Source organism: Candidatus Zixiibacteriota bacterium (assembly GCA_040753495.1).
In the GTDB taxonomy this organism is placed as follows: Bacteria; Zixibacteria; MSB-5A5; order GN15; family PGXB01; genus DYGG01.
The window spans coordinates 31,509-54,608 of the sequence record JBFMEF010000143.1 but is presented as its reverse complement, the minus strand read 5'-3'; the positions used below and the strand labels follow the sequence as shown (position 1 = coordinate 54,608).

General features: G+C 51.4%; 16 protein-coding genes and 2 pseudogenes. 11 read left to right on the top strand and 7 right to left on the bottom strand.

Annotation, left to right across the window (positions count from 1 at the left end; translation table 11 throughout):
* The 3 genes from AB1690_09685 to AB1690_09675 all read right to left on the bottom strand — a co-directional run.
* A partial coding sequence (locus AB1690_09685; protein MEW6015581.1) for a hypothetical protein occupies positions 1–504 on the bottom strand: 504 nt, incomplete at its 3' end.
* Between the two features lie 211 nt (positions 505–715).
* Positions 716–2,518, bottom strand: coding sequence for a dockerin type I repeat-containing protein (locus AB1690_09680; GenBank protein MEW6015580.1), 1,803 nt, complete (start codon positions 2,516–2,518; stop codon positions 716–718).
* Positions 2,519–2,832: 314 nt separating this feature from the next.
* The gene (locus AB1690_09675) at positions 2,833–5,733 is read right to left on the bottom strand and encodes a TonB-dependent receptor (protein MEW6015579.1); all 2,901 of its coding nucleotides are present in this window, start codon (positions 5,731–5,733) and stop codon (positions 2,833–2,835) included.
* Positions 5,734–6,045: 312 nt separating this feature from the next.
* On the opposite strand from AB1690_09675, the gene AB1690_09670 reads away from it, so the two are divergent.
* The gene (locus AB1690_09670; protein MEW6015578.1) at positions 6,046–7,737 is read left to right on the top strand and encodes a serine hydrolase; all 1,692 of its coding nucleotides are present in this window, start codon (positions 6,046–6,048) and stop codon (positions 7,735–7,737) included.
* A gap of 157 nt (positions 7,738–7,894) precedes the next feature.
* Here the strand turns inward: AB1690_09670 and AB1690_09665 are convergent, their stop codons facing one another.
* Genes AB1690_09665 through AB1690_09650 form a run of 4 tightly spaced genes read right to left on the bottom strand, consistent with a single transcriptional unit; the run spans position 7,895 to position 13,140 of the window.
* Positions 7,895–9,775: a FlgD immunoglobulin-like domain containing protein gene (locus tag AB1690_09665; protein MEW6015577.1), complete on the bottom strand. Its 1,881-nt coding sequence runs from the start codon at positions 9,773–9,775 to the stop codon at positions 7,895–7,897.
* A gap of 1 nt (position 9,776) precedes the next feature.
* A complete protein-coding gene (locus AB1690_09660) occupies positions 9,777–10,673 on the bottom strand; it encodes a hypothetical protein (protein ID MEW6015576.1) in 897 nt (298 codons plus the stop codon).
* A gap of 45 nt (positions 10,674–10,718) precedes the next feature.
* Positions 10,719–11,429 (bottom strand): hypothetical protein, encoded by a 711-nt coding sequence (locus AB1690_09655; GenBank protein ID MEW6015575.1) that lies wholly within the window; start codon positions 11,427–11,429, stop codon positions 10,719–10,721.
* Between the two features lie 22 nt (positions 11,430–11,451).
* Positions 11,452–13,140, bottom strand: a complete 1,689-nt coding sequence (locus AB1690_09650; GenBank protein ID MEW6015574.1) for a protein kinase — start codon at positions 13,138–13,140, stop codon at positions 11,452–11,454.
* Between the two features lie 292 nt (positions 13,141–13,432).
* Between AB1690_09650 and AB1690_09645 the strand changes: the two genes are divergently transcribed.
* From AB1690_09645 to AB1690_09600, 10 genes and pseudogenes are all read left to right on the top strand, one after another.
* Positions 13,433–14,416, top strand: a complete 984-nt coding sequence (locus AB1690_09645) for a hypothetical protein (protein MEW6015573.1) — start codon at positions 13,433–13,435, stop codon at positions 14,414–14,416.
* An 86-nt stretch (positions 14,417–14,502) separates the two neighbouring features.
* Positions 14,503–14,580, top strand: a pseudogene (locus tag AB1690_09640) (PaaR repeat-containing protein).
* Between the two features lie 9 nt (positions 14,581–14,589).
* Positions 14,590–14,793 (top strand): annotated as a pseudogene (locus tag AB1690_09635) (PAAR domain-containing protein).
* Between the two features lie 833 nt (positions 14,794–15,626).
* Positions 15,627–17,402: a hypothetical protein gene (locus AB1690_09630; protein ID MEW6015572.1), complete on the top strand. Its 1,776-nt coding sequence runs from the start codon at positions 15,627–15,629 to the stop codon at positions 17,400–17,402.
* An 80-nt stretch (positions 17,403–17,482) separates the two neighbouring features.
* Complete coding sequence (locus tag AB1690_09625; GenBank protein MEW6015571.1) at positions 17,483–18,130, top strand: hypothetical protein; 648 nt, start codon at positions 17,483–17,485, stop codon at positions 18,128–18,130.
* A gap of 43 nt (positions 18,131–18,173) precedes the next feature.
* On the top strand, positions 18,174–18,611 hold the full coding sequence (locus tag AB1690_09620; GenBank protein MEW6015570.1) for a DcrB-related protein: 438 nt from the start codon (positions 18,174–18,176) through the stop codon (positions 18,609–18,611).
* 5 nt (positions 18,612–18,616) lie between these two features.
* The gene (locus AB1690_09615) at positions 18,617–19,495 is read left to right on the top strand and encodes a hypothetical protein (protein MEW6015569.1); all 879 of its coding nucleotides are present in this window, start codon (positions 18,617–18,619) and stop codon (positions 19,493–19,495) included.
* Positions 19,496–19,522: 27 nt separating this feature from the next.
* Entirely contained in the window at positions 19,523–20,371 is an 849-nt protein-coding gene (locus tag AB1690_09610) for a hypothetical protein (GenBank protein MEW6015568.1), read from the top strand.
* Positions 20,372–20,539: 168 nt separating this feature from the next.
* On the top strand, positions 20,540–21,997 hold the full coding sequence (locus AB1690_09605) for an ATP-dependent Clp protease ATP-binding subunit (protein MEW6015567.1): 1,458 nt from the start codon (positions 20,540–20,542) through the stop codon (positions 21,995–21,997).
* The gene (locus AB1690_09600; GenBank protein ID MEW6015566.1) at positions 21,994–23,094 is read left to right on the top strand and encodes an AAA family ATPase; all 1,101 of its coding nucleotides are present in this window, start codon (positions 21,994–21,996) and stop codon (positions 23,092–23,094) included. The genes AB1690_09605 and AB1690_09600 overlap by 4 nt, the downstream gene beginning before the upstream one ends.
* Positions 23,095–23,100: the final 6 nt, after the last annotated feature.

The window sequence follows — 23,100 nt, the reverse complement described above, 5'->3', positions numbered from 1 at the left end:
GGCTTTCGCGCGTTCGTTCACATCCTTCACCACCGGCAATGCGGCTGTAAATCGGGAGACTTCTGTCAGAGCCCGGTCAAAAGCCGGATAGGGTAGAGGCAGCAGGAAAACCGCCGTTGATTCGAAAGCCGCTTGGATTTGCGGAAATATGTCATATACTCTCGCGCTGTCCTTCTCTTTGGCCGCCTTTTCATACTCCATCACCAGGCTCAGCAGTTCATGACGTTTCGCTTTGTAACCCTCGAATTTACGCTCATACCGCGAGGAATATTTCATTTCATGAATCGCCGTTATCGCCGAATCGAGCAAAGGCGCCGCCGCCATCAACGTACCATAGTCTTTTGAGGGGAATGCCTCATGCCATAATGGCGCCAGTATATCATAGAAATCCGCAATCTTCTCATATCCCAGCCGTGCCGCCCGTTGCGACGGGTAGTCCTGCGCCGAGGGGCCGGATACCGGAAATGTCAGAAGCGCCGTAAGGAAGACCAGTAGTTTTATCATATCTCTCCTTCAGTTCAATATTTTGTCACGTTCTTTACAATCTAACACCTGATTTTAGGGAACCATGACAAAATCTCTGTTAAGGATTTGCAAGAATTCTGTTAACCTCCCAATCCACCAAAATTGAAAAGAGACCGCCTTCCGGCGGTCTCTCTTCAATTCGGCTAAGATATTGGGTTTAGAAACTTCTCCCACAGCCAGTTTAAGTTGCTTACGGTCCGCAAACCGGAGCCGGACCACTCTTGAAACGATATGCAATAATATATGTAGCATCAAGAATATTAATCGTGCCGTTGCCGTTGGCATCGGCTTCCTGCAGGCAGGCCGGGGCAGGACCTCCCTTGAAGCGGTATGCAATGATATAAGTTGCGTCGAGGATATTGACGGTACCATTATTATTGGCGTCCGCTGCCAAATTGCAGCAGCTCGGAGACCCCAGTATATTTGCGACCGAGCCAAATGTCCACCCCCATATCCAGGAGTCCTCAATGCCGACATTCGGGTCAAAAGCGCCGACATAACTTACGGGCTGGTAGTAAGACGAGACGGCGTAACCGGGCACAGCGGCGGCATTGATGGCCAGCGGGCTTCCTGTCGCAGGCACAGGATTGATGATACCATGACGTAGCGGAGGATTGACCACTTCATAACTGGTCAATTTCGGGTCGATTCCGGCGTGGTTTTTGCCAGTAAGCGTGGTATCGCCGCCCGGAAAGATGTCATTGCGGACGCGTGCGGTAGCATTGGGAGCCGACGCATCGCCGGTGGCAAAGAAATGGCTGAGAGAAGTCCCGGTCGGGGGATTGGTGCCGTTATACGACTTGTACCAGAAATTGCCGACAAAGTCAAGGAGAGGATGACCGGCGGCTATACTTGCTGCACCGGAAGGAAGGTTTCGGGTCGAACTGGGCTGCGCATCAATGCCGGCGTCACCTCCCACTACTTGAATTTCGAGAGCTGTCTTCGGCTGCTCCATGAACAAGTTATTATACCAGTAACCGCGATAGTTGTCGGTGAACAGTTGCCGGTTACCGTTGGTGCCGGTGAAATTCGGTCCCTGTCCGATACAGGTGAAGTTGGTAGAGAGGGAATAACTCGGGTAAGCGCATCCCCATCCCGATGGGACTGCCGCCGGAGCCACGCCGGCGCTGGTGGTGTCGGTAAGCACGGCAGACTGCCGACCGTCAGTCTCGGTCAAACGGTCGCCCCAGCGCGGGTCTTTAATCTGAAATATAAACTGGCGGGTGCCGCTGTAGCACTCATCAGTATCGATACAGTCATCGTCGCCATAGAAAGCGGCAACATAACTGATATTGACGGAACCGCCGAAAAATTCGACATCGTCATCCAGCGCATAATAGGTTTCGATATGGTCAACAGTTGTACCGGTGCCGACACCGGCGAGAGTCAAGCCGTTGATTTCATTATTGGCGCCTATTATCGAACCGGGATAACGAATCGATACATACTGCAGAATTCCGGAATTATCAGCGCAATCCGGATTGAGCCCGCCGCCGTATCTGGTAAGGGCGCCCAGGTCGGGAATTCCTTCAATAGAGGCTTCACCGCCAGAGACGCAGGCGTATGACTTACCTTCAATTATGACGCCGCCCCAGAGTCCACGGCTGGTGGCTAAATCAGGAATATCACCGGTATCACATACCATGTCGCTTATCGAAGTAAAGATAATCGGCAAAGTTGGAGTCCCCTGTGCCATTAACATCCCGCCACGGGCGACAATCAGAGCCGTAGCATTGGAGCCCTGACCCGGGTCGCTCTTTACAATTGTACCCGGCTCTATAACTAAGGTTGCCCCATCAGGAACAAATATAAAACCCTGCATATGATAGACATTACCAGCCGACCAGGTAGTGGTTCCGGTTGGAAGTATGGTTGTGCTTGGAGCGGGACTGCCGACATCGATAATCGGCCACCCCGTCTCACACAGCTGCCCAAACGCCGCAACGGGCGCCACAAGCAGCATTACGATAAGCATTAGATAAGACTTTCGCATCTTCTGTCCTCCTACCATTTTGGTTATAAATCTTCTTTTTGGCAAACTCTTACTCTTCAGTCGAATCGTCGAAATCTCTGAATTCATGCCTTTCTCTTGGCTTAGTCTCTGATTTCTATTGCTATTGCCTTTTCCTCAGATTTTTCTCGGTAATCCCGCTTCTCCGGTTGTATCTGGTGTGGCTCTCGGATGCAACCGCAGTTCTACTTAACACGCGCTCAAACCGGCTCCTTCTTAGTGAGCCGGCCGGCAACTTAGTATTTCCCCATTTTGTTGAGATTAGGCTTTTGTTCGAAATCAATTAAAGATCGTGCTTAGAGCACCCGGTAATTGAGGCTTACTCCGAATGTCCGTCCGATATCATACTTCCGGTAGACAACCTTTTCCCCAGTACCAAGGTAGTAATAATCTGCCTCGAAATGGGCATTGAGAAGATTCTTACCTGACAGTTTCAGACTAACTCCTCGCCAGATCGCCTGCGAGAAGGTCATGTCAAGCGAATGTCTTGGCATTTCATATATGTCAGGCGCTCCCCCCTGGGCGTTGTAGTAAAAACGCCGGCCGAAGACATTATAAAATATGTCTGCGGTAGTGCCCGACCGAAAACTGCTGAATCCTATATTGGCATTAATGATATATGGGGACTGGTTTGCCATGGGACGATGGCGCGGCGCGTTCCGGTCAACACTTAACATTTCCTGCCATTCCTTCTCCGGTATCTCCAGTTTGGAATTGACCAGTGTCATATTTCCCCCCAGATTGAAATTCCGCAGAAAATCGGCAACAACATCAAGTCGTTTCCGGAACTCCAACTCCAGCCCGTAGTTTTTCGCCTCCGGGGCGTTGACCGGCCAGATATCGTAATTGGATGAGAAAAAAGTCAACTCAATCGGGTCTTTGAATTTTTTATAGAAAGCGCTAATCGCTACAATCTCGCCCGGCCGCATAAACCATTCCCACCGCATATCATAGTTCTTTATTTTCGTATAAGTCAGGCTGTCGTTTCCGATAAATAGCCGCGATCCGGCAAATTCTTCAGCGCCATACGGCGCAATCTCACGAAGATTGGGACGCGCCAGCGTTCGGCCGTACGCCAGACGGAAGTTCATCCTGTCGCTGAGTTCGTAAATCAGGCTTAACGACGGCAGCCAGTCACTGCCGTCAATCTTTCCGCCGCGACGTGAGGGGTCAAAACTGGTGACCGCCATATCTGTGTTCTCATGACGGATACCGCCGACAAAATTAAGTCTGCCGATCAGAGGCATCTCCAGCATCAGATACTCCGCCGTAATCTTCTGGGTACCGTCATACTGGTCGCGCAACTGCGTGCCGTTAATGTAGTACGCCGAAAAGACATAAGAGTAATTCGAGGGGTTCGACCCGTACCGGGTATAATAGCCGGCAGTGTCGGCAAAACGGTCCACATCCCCGTTGAAATCATTGAGCAGATTGGGGTCGCCGGTCATGTTGAATTGAATCTGACGATTTTCCCGCTCCTTTTTCAGATAACTCATGCCAATCTTCATTCTGACATCGCGCGATAACTTGGCGGCCAGATTGAAATTGTATTCATTATTGGATTCTTCCAAACTGCGCCAGAACCGGGCCGGCCAGCGATAGCCTGACCCGATTCCGTACAGAGTATCAATTTCCGGATAAATTGAAGAATCTACGAAATAGTTGTTTTCAAATTCGCGCAGATCCGGTTGCTCCTGCCGCGTTGTCGAATTGCCAAACCGCCACTCCAGATGCAGCGGAAGCAATAGTGAAAACCGATGCTCCCCTTTGAACTGGAGGCTCCCCAGATTCCGCTCTGTATAACTTACCACCCGCGACTCCAGCCAGCTGTAGGGGTCATTATAATACTCATGCCCTACCAGGTAGCGGGCTTCCGATTCAGCGTTACGATTGTATATATAGTTCATACCAAGGATATGATTTGTCCCCAGCCGATACGATGCGCTCGCCAGACCGCCCCAGAGGACTTCATCCACCCCGCGCGAGTCGGTAAATTCGTAGTAAGTTTCCAGCAGGCTGTCGTTGGCGGCGTACGATAATCTAATCTCACCGTTCTCATAATACTTTTGCTGGCGCGAATAAGCCAGGCTGCCTACTATCCCCAGGGAGTTGCCGAACAATTGAAAATTGTCGCCAACATTTATGGCGTAACTCTGATTGAGTGGAGCCGTCCGCTTTTTGGGGGAATAATCATTCCGAAACGACTGGCTCGCTTTCTTTATCGCTTCCGCCACAGTAGAATCTCTTATAATCGTATTTCCTTTAGGAAGATCATCAATGTTATCTGGATTCTGAAGGAATTCCGGCAGCTGCCTCATCCCATCATCACTGGCTCTCCAGTCTGTTGAACTGGTGGAGGTTCCCAGTACCGTGGAGTTGGTCACAATGCTGTTATAAGATGTCCCGGTCGCAAAACTGATGGTCCTTTTCTCCGGGAAATCCTTTGTAATCAGGTTAATGCTTCCGCCGGAGAAATTCCCCGGCATGTCAGCCATGAAACTCTTGGTGACCACCACATTCTCGAGCAGGTCCGAGGGGACCAGGTCTAATGGCACCGCCTGCTTGTCCGGGTCCGGTGTCGGAAGAACCGTGCCGTTCATCTGCGTGTTGGAATAACGGTCTCCCAAACCCCGAATAAAGACAAATTTCCCATCGGTCGAGGCGCCGGTAACACGAATTAAAGCCTGTGCCGTATTGCCCCCTCCCGCGCGAGATATCGCCTGGGCGCCGATAGCGTCGCTTACTGTCACCGCCTTCTGACGATTCCGGAGCACCGCCGCATCCGAACTCTCCGCCATCTTTGCTGTAACCACTATTTTCTTGTTCAGGTCAACGGTCTGCTGCTCCAGCGAAAGGTCGAAATTCTGCACCCCTTTTTTGACCTCCAGGCTGTCATATTTTTTTGTGATATATCCAACACTGCTGACTACCAGATTGTATACTCCCACTGGAACACTCTTAATGACAAATGTTCCGTCAACGTTGGTGGTGCTGCCCTTGGTCGTTCCTTCCAGCATCACCGTCACTCCCAGCAGTAACTCGCCGGTTTTGGCATCGACTACTTTACCGCTAAGTTGGCCGGTGTCGGCCGCTTTTGCGCTGATTGCAGGAACCAAACCGATTAGCAGAAGCAGTAACAGCATCATCCCTGATATCGTCTGCGCTGTCGCTTTACACTTGTCATTTGTTACTCGCACCTATTCCTCCTAGTCTGATCTGTCCAATTTTCTCTATCGCCTTTCAACAGGATAGAATCCTTCCTTTGCATTGACGCCCCATTTAACCTTTTTGATGTTAGTCTCTCTTTAGTGAATTGTTCAGATTTAGTTAGTTTTTTGGCTGACCCGGAGCGGTTATTTTGAGGGAAACCGGTCTGCAGGACCGCAAGTTTGCCTCAAAATCAACTATCCGCGCTTCTAACGCCAGAAAATCTCTGGCTAACTTCTGCCGATTGTTGTTTAATATCAGTGTATTAGGATTTTATCTAAATGGCGCGAGTATTTAGCCCTATGTTTCAGTCAATATCAGCAGTTCTGATTCTTTTCCTGACTTTTCTCACTGTCTCCGTTCCTCTTCAGAGCGAAAGCCGATACGAGAAAATGGATGAATATCTCAACCTGGCTAATGAACTCTGGCGCTTTAATGGTACCGTGCTGGTGGCTGACCGGGGAGAAATCCTTCTCTGCCGCGGTTATGGCTTTTCCAATAAGGACTTCGGTCAGCCCAACACCCCCCAGACCCGCTTCTTTATCGGTTCTATCACGAAGCAGTTTACCGCGGCCGCCATTCTCGCGCTGCGTGATGATTCAGTTCTGAACTTAGATTCCCCCATAATCGATTACCTGCCTGACTACCCGCCCGTCCCGGGACGCCTGATTACTATCCGCCACCTCCTTACTCATACCTCCGGCATCCCCAACTATACCGATGACCCGGAAATTGTCTTGATGCGAACGGAACCTTTGGCTCCCGACGATATTATCGATCTCTTTCGCAATCGTCCCCTTAAATTCGCGCCGGGGACCTCTTTTCAATACAGTAATTCCGGATATATTCTTCTGGGCAAAATTATCGAAGTGGCTTCCGGGCAGTCATATGAAGCCTTTCTCCATCGACGCATACTGAAGCCGGCCGGAATGCTCAGTACCGGTTATGGCAGGCGCGAATCAGGGATTCCCGACCGCGCCGATGGCTATACCATAGACCAGATAGGCAATATTATAAGCGCCCTTCCGATTGACTTTTCCATCATGTTTTCCGCCGGTGCTCTTTACTCCACCGTCCTGGATATCTACCGCTGGGATAGTCTTCTCTATACCGATGCCATTCTGAATCGAGCGACTATTGCCGAGATATTTGCCCCTTCGCAGCATAATTACGGGTACGGTTGGTATATCGACTCCCTCTTTGAGCGACGTCTTGCCTTCCACGGCGGTTTCCTTGACGGCTACAATGCCGTCTTATATCGCTGGCTTGATGACTCCGTCACCGTCATTGTTTTCAGCAACGAAGATGAGGCGCCGGTCGCTAAGATTGCTCGCGGGCTCTCCGCAATTGTCTTTGATGAGCCGTATGAAAGACCGCTTCGCAGGAAAGCAACCAGGACAGATTCAAAAAAACTGAGAGAATACGCCGGAGTTTACAAATATGAGGATGCAACCTACCAGTTCATCAGTTTACACGAAGATACCCTCTATACTAACTTCCGAGGAATGCCCCGCCAGGTACTGCTCCCCCTTTCCCGAGACAATTTCTTTTACGCCTCCGACAACAACAAACTGCTATCATTCGGAAGAAACGACAAAGGTGCTGTCGACCACCTGCATATAACCGACGACATCTATTATCTTACCGCTCTCAGAATTTTCGGGCCAGACACCGCCGCCCTGATGATTGACCGGACCCCTTTTCTGCATGATTCCGCCTCTCTCGCGAAATTCGCCGGACTATATAGGATTGATTACGATGCCGGCAGTTCTGAGGATAACCTTTTTTTGAGAGCAGAAAGTAAAGATAATTGCCTGCACATTTCCATTGGTAACAGCGAGGCGGTCGCGGTCTATCCCAATTCGCCAACCCGATTCTTTCATAGCGACGCTGACTTCCAGATTACCTTTCATCTCGATGAGCAGGGTGCGCCTGTTGGATTTCTCCTGGAAATCGCCGGAAAAATACTGCACGGCGCCAGAATCAATGAGTAATATCAACCTCTCTTCGCCGAATACTCGGGATTGAGCATCTTTCCAAGATTTGGATTTGAATAGTAGATTTACTGGGCGGCCTCAATTTAAAAACAGGTCTGGTCAAAAAAAAGACCGGCATTTCGCCGGTCTTTTTTTGATAGATATGATCTGGCGCCTATTTCAACAGCACCATCTTCCGGTTTTGAGCGAAGTTTCCGGACATAATCTTATAGAAATATATCCCGCTTGCCACCGGTCGCCCTTCCGTGTCGGCGCCATCCCAGGCGACGGTATGATAGCCGGCCGGAAGTTCCCGGTTGAGCAACGTGGTAACCTTCTGTCCCAGTATGTTGTAAATATCCAGCGCCACATGGCCGCTCTTCGGAAGCGCAAACTTGATATTGGTCGAAGGATTGAATGGATTGGGGAAATTCTGCTCCAGAGAATAGACGGTCGGAAGCAAGCGCACTCCCTCTCCTTCCAGATATTCCTTCGTGCCGACAATCAATCGCCCTTCCTCAACGCCGTCATCGAGGGCAAATGAGGCGTCAGATTCCAGCGGAATCTCCGAGCCGTTGTCAAGTATCAGGACCGCCGACATATTTTCCGGAATCGATTCCACTCCGGAGATTCGAACCGTCCTGCCGCTCATGGGCGAGACTTTAATTATCCATTCGGCGCCATCTTCAAAGACCGGACGGAGGTCGGTTCTCCGAAGCGCTCTCTCGTCACCCGGAATCTGAAACGCCAGCGATGGCGCCTCCGGCGCCGCCGGCGGTTCGTAGAAGTCAAGACCATCGGAGGTAACCGCTGCCCCCGACGAGACTCCCGCAAAATTGCCGTCATCGAGCCGCCCATTGGCTTCCACTTCTAAATGCAGGCTCCAACCGTCGCCGACCTTCTGCGCGGAAAGCGGGGTTATCGCCTTGGGCGGCGAACCGGTCGGGAACTGGAAGTACGGAAAATGAACCGAGACTCCGGTCTTTTTGGCATAGATGAAAAAGCCGTTCCATGCCGGAACTGTCGCCGCCGAGTAATAACTGCTGCCGTTATAGGCGTAAGCGACTGTGTCAACGGCATTATTAGCGGCATCCTCGGTCAAAATCACGCCGTTGTCGTCATAGACGACATCATCCATATTTATCTGGAAAGCAAAGGGATTGGCAATCAGGTTCCATCCCTGCTTCAGTTCGACTTCATACGTTCCCGGCTCTCCGCCGATAACCGGCGCATGATTGGGACGGTTGGAATAACCTGTCGCCCCAAAACTCCGTCCGCCCCGGGCGATTATCCAATATCCTCGTCCCGGCACGACCGGGTCGGCGCCGGGGTATTCCTCGTAACTGGCGCTGGTGGTATCATAACCGGCGAGCCGCCACTGCGTGTTATTGTATGCGCCAAGGTCATCGCCGAACACGGTCAGGACCGAATTACCGCCGGTGATACCGGCCGGCACCCCGATAATCCGGTAAGAAGTATTGGGCAACGTGTACCGCAATTGGTCATTGGTCATATGGGCTACGATAATATGCGGATTAGACGGGGAGGCAATCATGGCGGTGCCGTTGCTGGCTGTCAGCACAAAGTAATATTCAATGCCGCGAGGAATATACGCTGCCCCGGGAGGCTGGGCAATTAATGTATCGCCGGTGCCGGCCGTCATCGCCAGAGACGTGTAGTTGGTGGCGCCGCCAGGGCGATAGTAAATCGTGCCGGTCACTGCGCCGGATGCGCCGGAATACGCCACTTTCAAAAATACACCGGTGGCGCTTAAGGAATCAATCGGGTCAAGGGGCGTGGAGACGCTGAATGCCGACGCCCCAATCACGGCGCCGACACCGCCATTGAGAATATAACTGGTCGAGGTCGCCCGCCCGACCGGGCCCGACGGGACATTCCCCACCGCTATGTAATTGGTGCTGCCGGAACGCCCGCCGCCTCCTACCGCATACCCTCCGGCCATCCTGTAATTGGTGCTCCCGAGTTGAGCCCAATTCGATGGCGGCAGAAACAGCAGGGCGGCGAGAATTATCAGAAAGAGTTTGAATGCTTTCATGCTATTTCTCCTGGGGAGTACTGGGGTCGGGTCCAAAAACCGGATTCCACTCAGGACTGTCGGGCTCTATTTCTGGCGCAGAAGAGCTTGTAGTCACTGTGCCATAAGCGACTGGGAAATATGTCAAAGTCAGTTTCGAATACCACATACTTGCCGTTCCCCCTGACCATCCTCTGGAGCTATTAAAATAATAGGTATAGGACCCGGCTGCACCAACTACAAATGTTCTCTCTGGCGCAACAGATACCCAGAAGTAATATGCCCCGGCAGGATAGTCACCGAATCCAGTTGCTATGAATTCGCCCGACGGTGCGGTGGCCGTTGCGCTTGTTTCGATATAGGAAATTATATTTCCTATTGGCGTGCCGAGTATTTGGGCGTAGGCATGAGCTCTAGCAACAACATATCCTGGACCAGGGACTACTATGGTCGCACTGGTTATATTGGTCACCCCAGTAGTAGCAATTGAGACCGAACCGCTATTCTTTCCTCTTGCTATCCCCGGTACATTCTCCACCGCGAAAGCATAAGGCGCATTATTCAAAACCTGGCGCGGGGTCATCTCGGCATCGCCGCCCACTGTAATACCAAGATATCTCTTGCTTCCGTCAAACAGGGTCGCCGGGAAAGCGGTCGTGGCGCCCAGTTCCCGGGTGAAAACTCCGTTGGCATCGGGAGTGACGCCGTTATGTGTTTCGGTCCAGAGGGCGGTTCCGCCCGACAATGCGGCATAAATCCGAAAGACCACATTAGTCGCGGTAGTAATCGGGGCGCCTGTGGCATTGGTCAATTTCCCCTGGTAGGTGATAGTGTTCGGTGACTGGGCAAGAAGTGACTGTGCCCCCATAAGGAAAACTGCCGCTACCGCAAAAACCATAATGATCGCTTTTCTTAACATTTCATACTCCTTTGAAATTTATATTGCCTGTACAGGCGGTACTGTTTACTTCTTGCTGTTCCCACTATCCGTTTTGCCGGCCGGGGGAGGCGGAAAGCCGGGGAGAGGCTGGTCAGGAGTGGTTCCGCCGCCGTCACCCCCGCCACCTCCGGCAAGGGCTACCGCTCCGGCAACCACGCCGACTCCAAGGGCTATCGCCCACCAGTTTTTGTACCAGGCTTTCTTCTCTTTCTTTCCCTCCTCGCCGGTCACCGCCATCGCTTTCGGCTTCTCTTCTTTCTCTTCCTTGGCGACAGTCGGCTTCTCCTGTTCGGTCGGCTGTTTGGCGACTTCCTGGTCAACCTGCTGCTGCGCCTCCTGCATCATCTGCGCAAATTCCGGCGACTTGATATCCAGCTCCCCCTTCCAGTCGCGGTACGCCTTGAATGCCGCTTTGAACTGCTCCATCACCATATTCTTCTTTTCCGTGTTGTCTTTCAGCATGGCGTAGTAAACAGCCGCCATCAGAATATGCGCGTTCGATTTGTCTTCCAAACTGAGCGTATCTGATTTCAGCAGTAAATTCAGTTCCTCTTCGGCGCAGCGATAATTAAGTGATTTGAAATTCTTGCGCGCGTTTTCCAGCGACGGCGCCTGGGGGTTGTAATCGCACCCGGGCGACTGCGCCAGAAGCGACGACGGCAGCAGAAACGCCTGGGCATACGCCACCACGAGCGTTAACGCCACCGCCCTCATGAAGTTCAACTTCTTGGGCATTCATCCTCCTGTTAAATATCTGTTAATGACCCTGCCAATAGATTACGACATCAATATTTTCGAGATTCTGCCAGCGGGCATCGCCAAAGTCAACGGTGGCACTGTTGCCGCCGAACCGCACCCGTGGACCCCCTCCGTGCGGAAATGTCACCAGGGAATCAATCCTTTTGGCGGCGCGCGCCGCCGTGGTAATGTCAAAGCGCATCTGCCATCGCCCTATCTTCACCGGCCAGTCCAGAACCGGAAGTTCCTCGTTCTTGAACTGCTTCCTCTTGCCGTTAAAGGAGACCTGCAGCGAGGCATCTTTCAAGTCATCCGGCACCACCCCGATGCGGAAATTCACCTCCTGCGCCCCTTCATAGATTGACGCCAGGTTGTATTCATGGCTCTTGTCCACGGAGACATCCAACGTGTCAATAAGAATGGGATAATCGGGGTGAAGCACCCGCACTTCATGTCTTCCCGGCTCCAGTTCGATTTTTCTCTCCAGCCCCCGTTCCCGGCCATCCACATACAACGTAACGTTGTACTGCGGCACCACCCGAACCGTCAAGTTCGCCAGCTGCGGTTTAGGTGGAGTCGTCGGCACGGTATCTTTGGGAGTTGATACTATCGGTTTTGGCTCATCCTGTTTGGTTTCGACCGGAGGTGAGGCGACCACTTTCACCCCTTTCTGGGTGTCATCCGGCACCGGAGGTGTCGCTTTCGGTTCCTCTTTATTGACTACCGTCGGCTGCTCCACGGCACTGGCAGGCGATGGCTCCTTTGACAGAAATTGGCTGGCAAGATACGCCCCACCGGCGACCACCACCACTGCCGCCGCAATAGCGAAAACTTTTGATTTCCCTTTACCACCGCCGAAGGCGATTTCCAGATTTCTGATTTCACGGGCAAAGTCGGATGCGGTGGCATACCGCTCCGAAGGGTCGGGGTGAGTCGCTTTGCGCAGTATCCGCCGCAATTCCGGCGAGAGTCTTTTGATGGCGGTGGCGCCGCCCCATTCGTTGGGATTGGGATGACTCGGATTCCTGTATGGCATTTCATTAGTGGCAAAGTTGAAAAGCGTTACCCCCAATTCATAGATATCGCTCAAGAACGGATTGTAATCCTGGTCGCCGCTCTGCCTCTCCGGCGCCGCAAACAGCGGTGTCAGGGCCACATAGGCAGTCTTGGTTGCCGAACCCCCCATCTCTTTGGCGATGCCAAAATCGATGAGGTAAATATGCTCATTTTTGTCAATCAGGATATTCCCCGGCTTCAAGTCGCGATGGGCGATTTTTTTCTCATGGGCGTACGCCAGCGCATCGGTCATCGCCCGCGCCACCCGCAAAAACAGCTTCTCCTGAAGCACCCCCGAGTCTTTCAAAATGGTCGCGCCATCTTTGCCGTCGATGAACGGCACCACCAGCGCCCCTTCCTCCGGAAGATAATCGATTATGCGCAGGATATTGGGATGGTCCAGCAGGCAGAGGATTTTCGCTTCTTTGGCAAATTTATCCCGGGACTGCACTCGTTTGAAGAACTTGATTACCAGCCTCTGTTCCGGAAGGTTGACATTATATCCATCATATACCTCCCCGAAGCCGCCTCCGCCAATATAGGAGCGGATACGGTATTTCCCCCCGACGGTCCATCCGATGATACCGAGGGGGTCGTTCTGGCTCTCTTTGCCGCCGAAATCGCGAAAGGTCTCGTCGCCGTTACCGGTCATTTCTTATTCTCCCAATGAAAATATCCTGCGATGAAGATATAGGTCATAGTATCGTGTCTGTCTTGCAGACCTTCTAAGCCTTAAAGGAAATTACCTAAACTAAGTTACTGTAATATATTATAGCAAGTACTTTTTGTCGAAATCGTCCTTATCCGGCTCTTGTAAATGTACTGCTGCCCTCAAAAAAGGATATTATAGATACCAAAAGGTGATATTAAAAATTTGCAAAAAATCCTTGTATAGATTTGGCCGCTTCTCTATCTATACGGCAGAATCAATCACAGGAGGAAGTATGAAGGCAAAAATTACCGGCGTCCTGGTTCTGTCGTTTTTGACAGCTTTCGCCATGTCCGAAGCGGAAGTGGTCGTGAAAATGACCATGTCGATTGATATGATGGGCATGGCATCGCAGAAATCGGAAATGACCCAATATATCGGCTCTGACCGTGTCTGTGTCGAAAGCAAAGGGGACCCCTCCCTGGTGGCGGCAGCCTCAGGAGGAGCCGGAAATACTGAGATTACCCGGCTCGATAAAGGAGTCATCTGGACGGTTGACCCCAAGAAAAAACAGTACACCGAAACGACACTGGAATCTGTTCGGGAGATGATGAAACAGTTCAGCGAAATGGATAGGGAGATGCCCGGCGCAGATACTGACGAAGAATACGACTGGAAAGTTGAGACGGAAGGTCCCGTTGCCGACAGATTCAAGAGCTTCGACTGCCAGCGTTTCAAGGCTACCGCGACCGGTACTAAGAAGGATGACCCGGAAGACAAGACTGTGGTTCAGATGGAATACTGGATAGGACAGAACCTGACCGGAATGGATGAGATGCAGAAGTATTATGAGAATTATGCCAAAGCTGTGGGCATGGACGAAGCCGGATTCAACGCTCAGATAGAGCAAGCCGCATCTAAATACAAGAAACAGTTCGGAGACTTCTTTGAGAAAATCAAGAAAGCCGGCGGTTACCCGGTCAAAGTCTCGATGGTGGTCAAGAATTCCGGTGGAGACGATATGTCGGCGATGATGGGTGAGGCAATGGAAAAAGCCGCAGAGGAGATGGATGAAGAGGAGCAAGAGGCGAAGGCGAAGATGGCTGAGATGATGAGCAAGATGGGCTTATCGCCGGAGAAGATGGCGAAATCGAAATCCGAGGACGGCATGACCACGGTTATGGCGATGGACGTGGAAATACTGGATATCAAAGAGGAAGCGGTGGCGCCGTCTGTTTTTGAAGTGCCGGAAGGTTTCAAATTGCAGCCTAAATTCTAATAAGGAAAAGTTCAATAGTTGACTTAATTGGTTTACGTTTTATATTTAGAAGCAGGAACTGAACTAATTAAAAGGTAAATTGCTATATGCCGCCCGCAGCGCGAGTTGGCGATATGACCGTTCATGGCGGAGTGATCATGCCTCCGGGATGCCCCACCGTCCTTATCGGAGGGATGCCGGCCGCCCGGTTAAGTGACATGCACACCTGTCCTATGACGACCGGTCCGGTGCCTCATGTGGGTGGGCCTATTGTCGGTCCCGGCGCCCCTACCGTGCTTATCGGAGGGATGCCGGCAGCCGTGGTCGGCGACATGGTAACCTGCACCGGTCCCCCAGATAGTATTGCCCCGCCGGGATGTCCCACTGTTATGATTAGCAGCGGCGGCGGTGGCGGCGGTGGGGGAGGAGCCGGGGGTGGAGGCGGTGGCTCCGGCGAAGGGGAGTCCGGCGCGGTGGAACAGGAAAAGGGGCATTTCCTGAATGTCAAGTTTACTGATAAAGCCGGTAAACCGATTACGGGCGTCTCCTATTCGGTAAAGTCCCCCGATAATAAAGTTGTTTCAGGCACCCTGGCCGGTCAGATCAAGAAAGGGGGAGTCCCGGAGGGGAATTATGAGGTGACGCTTAAGGCGATTACCAAGGCGGAGTGGTCAGCCAAAGAAGCTCGAGTGGGAGAAACTGTGAAGCTCAAAGCGGAGATTTCCGGGTTTGTATCGGGAACTAAAGCGCAATTTCAGATTTTTGAGAAGGATTTCAATTCCGCCGATGACCTTATTGCCACGATAGAGGGACAGACGTCCGGCGACAAAGTGGAAGTTGACTGGGAATACCAGTATGTCGAAGACACCGATGACGTTCAAACCGAGCAAGATAAGAAACTGGGATATTCACTTCCTGAGTACTATTTTATCGTACGGATTGAGAAAGCGACCGCCCGTTCACCGCTGCTGAGATTCAAAGACTATGTTGAAATATATCTTAAAGACCACAACGGTAACCCGGTTCCCAACGCTGCCTATCGTCTTTATTTCGCCAATGGGCAAATCCTTGAAGGAACTCTCGATTCCAACGGGTACAAGAAAGTTGAAAAAGTTCCGCCGGGCGAATGGTCGGTATCTTTTCCCGGGCAGGGGTCGGTGACACAGGCCTCGACATAGCTGACCAGGTCGGTTGACTGATAATAGTTACCATGAGAGAGTGAAATTCCAATATGTGCCGAGTTAGAATGGGGAGAGTGCGGGTCGGTGAAGTGGTTGTTGTTGATGGCTCCGCCTCCCTGAATTGTCCGTCTCGCTTCGCCCCGGGACATGAAAATCTCAATATTGAATATGAATTTCGGCGCGGTGAAAGTCTGCAGGGAGCGGCGGTCTCTCTTACGATAAAAGATAAAGATAATGCTATCGTTCTGGACACTGGTGGAGTACTGGCTCTCGCCGGAGACCGGCGCGCTGTCCGGGAGTGGGATGGCCGTGATACACGAGGTCAACTGGTGACTCCGGCAAAGTCTCCTTACACCGTGACACTCACCGTGGGGCGCGCGCTGACTCGCACGAGGACGGTTGAAGTAAAAGTGCACTCAATCAGTCTCTGGCATCGCACCAACAGCTTTGTGACCGACAGCATTATAATGAACAATCCCACCAATATGCTCGACCTGGCCGCCACCATATTCATAAAGGACTCCAACAATGTGAATCGGCGGATCAAGACACCCGTAGATGTTCACTTTTCCTTCGAGGAAGACGCCAATAATACTGCTAAAACATCATCATATGAATACAGCCCGGGACACCGACTGGGCAAGAAGGGTGATGCGGCAGAGGTATACTGGGAAAGAAATGCAACTTACCATCCCGACGCCGCCCATACCAACAGTGACAACGGCTATCGCACTACGTGCCGGGTCAGGACTTTAACTGCTGACGGCGGCGACCAGGGAAAAGCTTTCATTAAATTCAAGCCCTCGGGAGTCGGTGGCGATAAGTTCAGATTGACGGCGCGGGTACTGGCGGCTGATTCCGGCGTGGTTGGGGCTGGAGGAGCCAGGCAGGAGGTTACGGCCCAAACGAACTGGCTGACGGTCTGGAGGCAGGTCTCATTTTCAAGCATATATGAGATGCAAGGCGAAAATCATGTTTCCCGAAATGCTACCAGGGCGATTATCTCCCCTGTGTACGACCCGGCTTTTGTCGACTATCGAGCAGGCGCCGCTACGGCTATTGATGCCGCTCATAGCGTAAAATATATTGGGCTCTGGAGGAATTCCGCGACGCCTCAGGAGAACTGGGCGACGGTAAAAGCCAAAACTGCCGCGGAGACTCCGACTGCCGAGGAGATAGCTAATGCCACCTATTCCGGCGCTGATGCCGCCCTGACTGCGCTGGTGGCGCCTGCTAGAACTGCAATTAGGAACAAAGCGCAGGCCTGGGCAAGTCGTATAGACAATGCTTTCCATGCCGCGATCGGCACCTGGGTGAGAGATGCCGCGATTCCCAATAACACTCTGGTGGCAATCAAATTCTATCATCCCAAATACTCTGCCAGAGGCGGAGATTCGATAACCAATGAATGGGATATCGAGGGGACCGGAACAACTCCATCGTGGCTGGGAGTAAATGTTTTTCCTGATGGCAGAGGCGGGCATTTCTATCGCGACCGCGATCCCGACCTGTGCTGGATTGAGCGACCGACGACTGCCGCAGATCTCGCCGCGGCAAGAACAAACCACACATTGCAAGCCAGCTGGGGCGGCCTTAGTCACGGTAATGGAATTATAACTTCTCCAAAGGGTCTCTCTGATGCCACGGTAAAGCAGGTTGTGCGCCATGAGGCTGGTCACGCTACTAAATCATATTTCCAAAGAGAGGATTTTGGACCTAATCTTGATCACTCGACGTCCAATGCCGGCATAATGTATGAGACTACTGCCGGAGGCACAACATTTACAGAACGCGAGAAGAAAATTCTCAGAGGAATTATCCCTTGATCTGGGCATTACTATGCGGATTATTTACGGCTATCACGGCAGTTATCGCCTGTGCCAATAAAGTGGAAGGAGAAATCTTGATGTTAATAAAATTCGGCAAGACGTCGTACTACCTCGGGGAATCAATTCCGGCGGAAATAAACTACATGAATTCCACTTCGGAAAAAATCCTGGTTGAGAATCCCGCCAAATCCCTGGATATCAACATGCACTTGCTCGACTCGGCGTCAGGAGAGGGTTTCAATTACACTCTGGGACAAACTGAAACCTTGGTAATTGACAAAGCATCCGACCGGTATGTTACAACTGTTCCCAAAAAGGAATTGGTGACGATTCCGCCGGACTCCGGGATAAGTTTTAAATCTGACCTCAATGAACGATTGTATCTAAGGCCGGGCAATTTCATCTGCTATCTCACGGAGGGGGAAAAGGAGTCCAACCGGGTAGCCTTGGCCGTACATTATCAACGGGAATCGGTAATACCGCTGGTGCAAGTCGCGCGAGACCCAAATATGATATATGGTCGGAGAGAATGGGCCGGCGACTGGCTGAGAAAACTATATCCCCGCTTTCAATTAGACCTTCCGTATGATGAAGATACCCCGGATGTGAGAAAGGAAAAAGAGAAGCAAATCAGCCTCAAAGTTGCTGAGTTTCTCAGCTGGTGGCAGGAAAACCGCAATAATCCCCAGATGGATACACTCTTGCTACAGGCGGAGTCTTTATGATGAGACTTATTAAAACCCTCTAAGTAAGGAATCGCAAGTACTTATGAATTCCGGCGCACCATTTCAAATAAAGCTCCCGCCCGACTGGGAAGACCAAACCATTTACACCTACATGGGTCCCGAAGACAGCGGAGTACAGCACCTCCTCACGCTCGTCGTAGACAGATCTGCCGGCAAGACCGAACTGGCTGACTATGTTCGCGAGAGACGGGATTTAACTCTTAATACGATGCCGGGAATGGAGATGCTCAAAGAGGAGCAAAAGACTCTCGATAGCGGATTTCCTGCAGTAGAGATTGTTTTTAAATGGGTACCCTCAGACGAGAGCATCATATATCGAAAGCAGGTCTTTTTAATTGTCGATGAAATCGGATATATCTTTTCCGCCAACTTCTCCAAGAAAACCATCAAGACCATCGGGACCGAGGTTGATAGAATTATCAATTCCTTCAATCCCAAACCCGAATCAGAAGACGACTAAGAGTCATGCCGCTGAAATTCAACAAGTCAACAGATGAAGAGCATAAAGAAAAGCTTGAACCGTCTCTGATTACGGCCACGTGGAAGCAGGGTTTCGCCATTGCCGGACAGCAGGCATTGTTTGAAGTATTTACTGCCTTCGTGGGTAATGGCGCCGAAATCAAGGTCACCGGCAAAAGCGAAAACGGAGATAAACTGGGGAAAATTAAAGACACCATCTTCAATAACTGCTATGTCGGAAAATTCGACATCCCCGATGATACGGATATGGATGACCTGATTTATTTCGAGATTGATTTTCCCAAGAACGGTATTTCGGGAGAATCGAATCGGATACCCGTTTATCCGCCGGTAAAAGTCACCAACATGAAATGGAGCGCCAAAGAGGCACGTCGGGGTGATGTCCTTACTCTTTCGGCTGAAGTTTACGGCGTCAAAGATAAGACCGAGGCGACTGTCACCATATATGAATATGACCGTGACGGCCTCAACGACAGAATTGTGGAGTTGCCGGTAGAGGTCAAAAATCAAAAAATCGAAGTCAAATGGGAATATCAGTATTTCGAAGATACCGATGAGATTCCGTCAGAGTGGGAACTTCAAGAGTACGGCAAATCGTACAATCCCCCGGAATACTTTTTCACCGTCAAGCTGGGCGATACAGAATATGGCAAGAAGCAGGAGTCAGGCTTGCTTCTCTTTAAGGATTGGATTGAGGTGGAACTTCTCGACAGCAATAGCCAGCCGGTTCCGAATCAGGATTATATCCTGCGACTTCCCGATGGCACCGAGAAGCGGGGTCAGCTGGACGGCGACGGCAAAGCCCGTGTGGAGGATGTTCCCCCCGGAAAGTTTCGCATTGTCTTCCCCAATTGGGAAGGGTAATTGAAATTGAGAAATCGCTGAGGTAAGATGCCGAATTATAATGTCTATTATTTTGTGGTGAAGCCGACATTTGTGCCGGAGCGCGAGGGTTCCAGCGGCACCCCGGCTCAGTTGACTGACAACGATACTTATGTGCGGGAATCCCGCGCCCAGGTCTTAACCCTGTTTCGGACCACATTGCAGACACTGATGCAGGCGGCAGTCCAGTATATTCCCGGTTCGCATCCGGCATACACTGTCCGTGTAACCGAAATACCGGCGACTTCCCCCGGTGTTCCCAATTTCAGCGGTCTGACTATATCCATGTATGAACCGATTGTCTATATAACCAGAAAAGAGGCGGAGAGAAGACCAAGCAATCCTATCGACAGGAGGCCCAGTCTGGTCATGCTTCAGGCGCTTGAAGATGGCCGTTTTCAGGAGTTCCCCAGCTCCAATATTTCCACCTGGCGTAACATGATAACCGGTAATACCGGCGACCTGGAGGGCGCCGCTCTGCATGCTACTGACCTGATGCCGGCCTGCGCCGAAGCCTTTGGCAATGCCCGCATGTCTTATGATGCCACCAATTGGATTGAAATCCAGGGGAATCTGTTAGCCCGCGCCGCCTATCATGAAATCGCTCACTGCAAAGCAGAATGCGAGAATCGCGCCAGCGGTACCCGATGGCAGAGCGCCATCAGCGGCTCTATCCATGACGTTTCAGGCGCCAGTATCCTGGCTTCGCCCCTTGGATGGGATGCCGATCAGACCACCGCCGATAAGCAGACGATGGGACGTCATATGATGTGCCCCATTCCGTTCTATAAACTGGACCAGCCGATTGCGGCACAATGTTTCCATCACGGTCAATTGACTCCGCCTACACCAAGATAGGAGGAATAGAAATAACCGCCCTGCCGCGACAGATTGATTGATGCCGTGGTTTTATACTTGACTTTTGGACGCTTGAAATTTAATATATTGTGACATCGCAACTTAGCCAAAAAAGAACCATTTTTTATTTGGCAGGATTAACCCTGTTTTGGGAAGTCTTATTTTCCTATGGATATTGCTAATTACTCATCGGATTCACGGGTTGTAATAAAGAACGCCCGCGAAATCGCCGCCACTTTTCGGCATCCTGAAATCGAATTGGAGCATCTCTTGATTGCTGTCATCCGCTCCGAAAGCTCCGGGGTGGAGTCGATTCTGAATCAACTCAAGAAGAATCCTTCCATAATCGAATCGATGACCGAGGAATTCTTAAAAGAGCAGCCGCGCAAAGCGACCGCCAAGGACAGCCTTACAATATCGCCCTCGGTGCAGGAAACGCTGACACAGGCAATTGAAGAGAAAGGGAAACTATATGATGCTCTGGTCGAGCCGGAGCATATCTTCATTGCCATATTTGACCCCCGCTCCAAGTTGTCCGCCTATCTCCGCGATAAGATTGATATCACCAAAGAGGACATCTACCGGGCGATTGCAGAAAGTAAGTCGGTGCAGGAGATTGCCTCGTCGGTTACTCCCTCAGTCGGCGCCACCGGCGAAGAAGGTAAACCGGAGGTTGCCGGCACCCTGAAGTATTGCGTCGATATGACCAATATGGCGGCCGCCGGCGAATTCGACCCGATGATAGGCCGGGAAAAAGAGCTGCAGCAGGTAATTCAGATATTGCTGCGCCGTCGGAAAAACAGCCCGGTTCTTGTCGGGGGCGCCGGTGTCGGAAAATCGGCTATTGTTGAAGGATTCGCCCAGGCGGTTATCGCCAACAAGGTCCCGAAGACTCTTTCTGGAGTTAAAGTGCTTTCCCTTGATATGGGTTCGCTGGTCGCCGGAGCCAAATACAAAGGGGAATTCGAGGAGAGATTCAAAGGGCTGGTAGGCGAAGTGGTCAAATCCGGCGGCAAGATTATCCTTTTCATAGATGAAATTCATACTCTCTGCGGTGGCGGCAGCTCCGGCGGTGGTATGGATGCGGCGAATCTGATAAAGCCCCCCCTGGCGCGGGGACAGATTCGTATTATCGGCGCGACTACCGAAGAAGAATATACCAAGTATATTGAGAAAGATAAGGCTCTCGACCGCCGCTTCGAGCGGGTAAAAGTGGAAGAGCCGAATTTTGATGAAGCGGTCAGGATTGTTAAAGGCGTGGTTCCCAAGTATGAATCACATCATAAGGTCGCCTACACCGAACCGGCGATTGTGGCATCGGTTAAGTTCGCCCAGCGGTATCTGAGCGAAAGGAATCTTCCCGATATCGCCATTGACATTGTCGATGAAGCCGCTTCCGAGTACAGCGTAAAGGAAGAATTCGCCAAAGAGCAGATGCCGGTTGTCTCCGCCCAGATAGAAGCGCTCGAGAAATTAGTTCAGGAGTGCGAGGGAAAAGACCCGGAAAAGGATAAGGAACTCTTTGAGAAGCTCTATTCCGCCTATGATGAATTTCAACGCAGTTTCGACCGATTCAAAGGCTTCTGGGGGCATCGCCTCGAAGTCAAAACGGGGGTGACATCATGAGCGCTAAGAAACCGAAAGTAGAAGATATTCGAAAGGACCTCGGCGAGAAACGCCAGGTCTTTGGTGACCTCAAGAAGATTATCGAGAGTCTGGAGCATAAGATTGATGACGCCGACATCGCCGCCGTAGTGGCTCGCCGCACCGGCATCCCGCTTTCCAAGATGATGACCGCTGAAAAAGACCGCCTTCTCAAGATGGAAGAATTCCTCTCAAAAAAGATTGTCGGGCAACAGAAAGCGATACAGGCTATCGCCAATGCCGTTCGGAAAGCCCGGGCCGGACTGAAACTCCCGCATCGCCCGGTTGGCTCCTTTCTCTTTCTCGGACCGACCGGGACCGGCAAGACCTATCTTCCCAAACTTCTGGCGGAATTCCTTTTTGACGACAAGAATGCCATGGTGCGCCTCGATATGTCCGAATTCATGGAATCTCACTCCGTCGCCAAGATGATTGGCGCTCCTCCCGGGTATGTCGGGTACGAAGCGGGGGGAGTCCTTACCGAATCTGTTCGGCGCAAACCGTTTTCCATTGTCCTTTTTGATGAGGTGGAGAAGGCGCATCCCGATGTTTTCAATGTCCTGCTGCAGCTTCTTGACGACGGCCGCCTGACCGATGGTCAGAGTCGCACGGTCGACTTCTCCAATACCATCGTGGTCCTCACCTCGAATTATGCTGCCGACAAGATTCTCGACGCCGACCGCGAGGGACGGGAAGTTGATATGGACGAAGTGCGGGGTTTTCTTTTCACCAAGTTTCGTCCCGAGTTCCTCAACCGCCTGAACGACATCATTATCTATCACTCCTTCTCACAGGAGCAGGTGGAGGTCATTGCCGGTCTGGAATTCGAGCAGGTTAACCAGCTTCTCAAAGACCAGGAGATAAAGGCCACCCTAAGTCCGGCCGCCCGTCACAAATTGGCCGTGGACGGCTATACTTTCGAGTTAGGGGCGCGCCCGATTCAACGTATAATAGAGAAGGAAATCATAAACAAACTGTCGGTTGACATCATCACCGGTAATGTCATGCCCGGCGACGAGGTCATTATTGACGTAAAAGATGACGGCTATATTTTTAACAGAATGGCAAAAACAATTTAAACATAG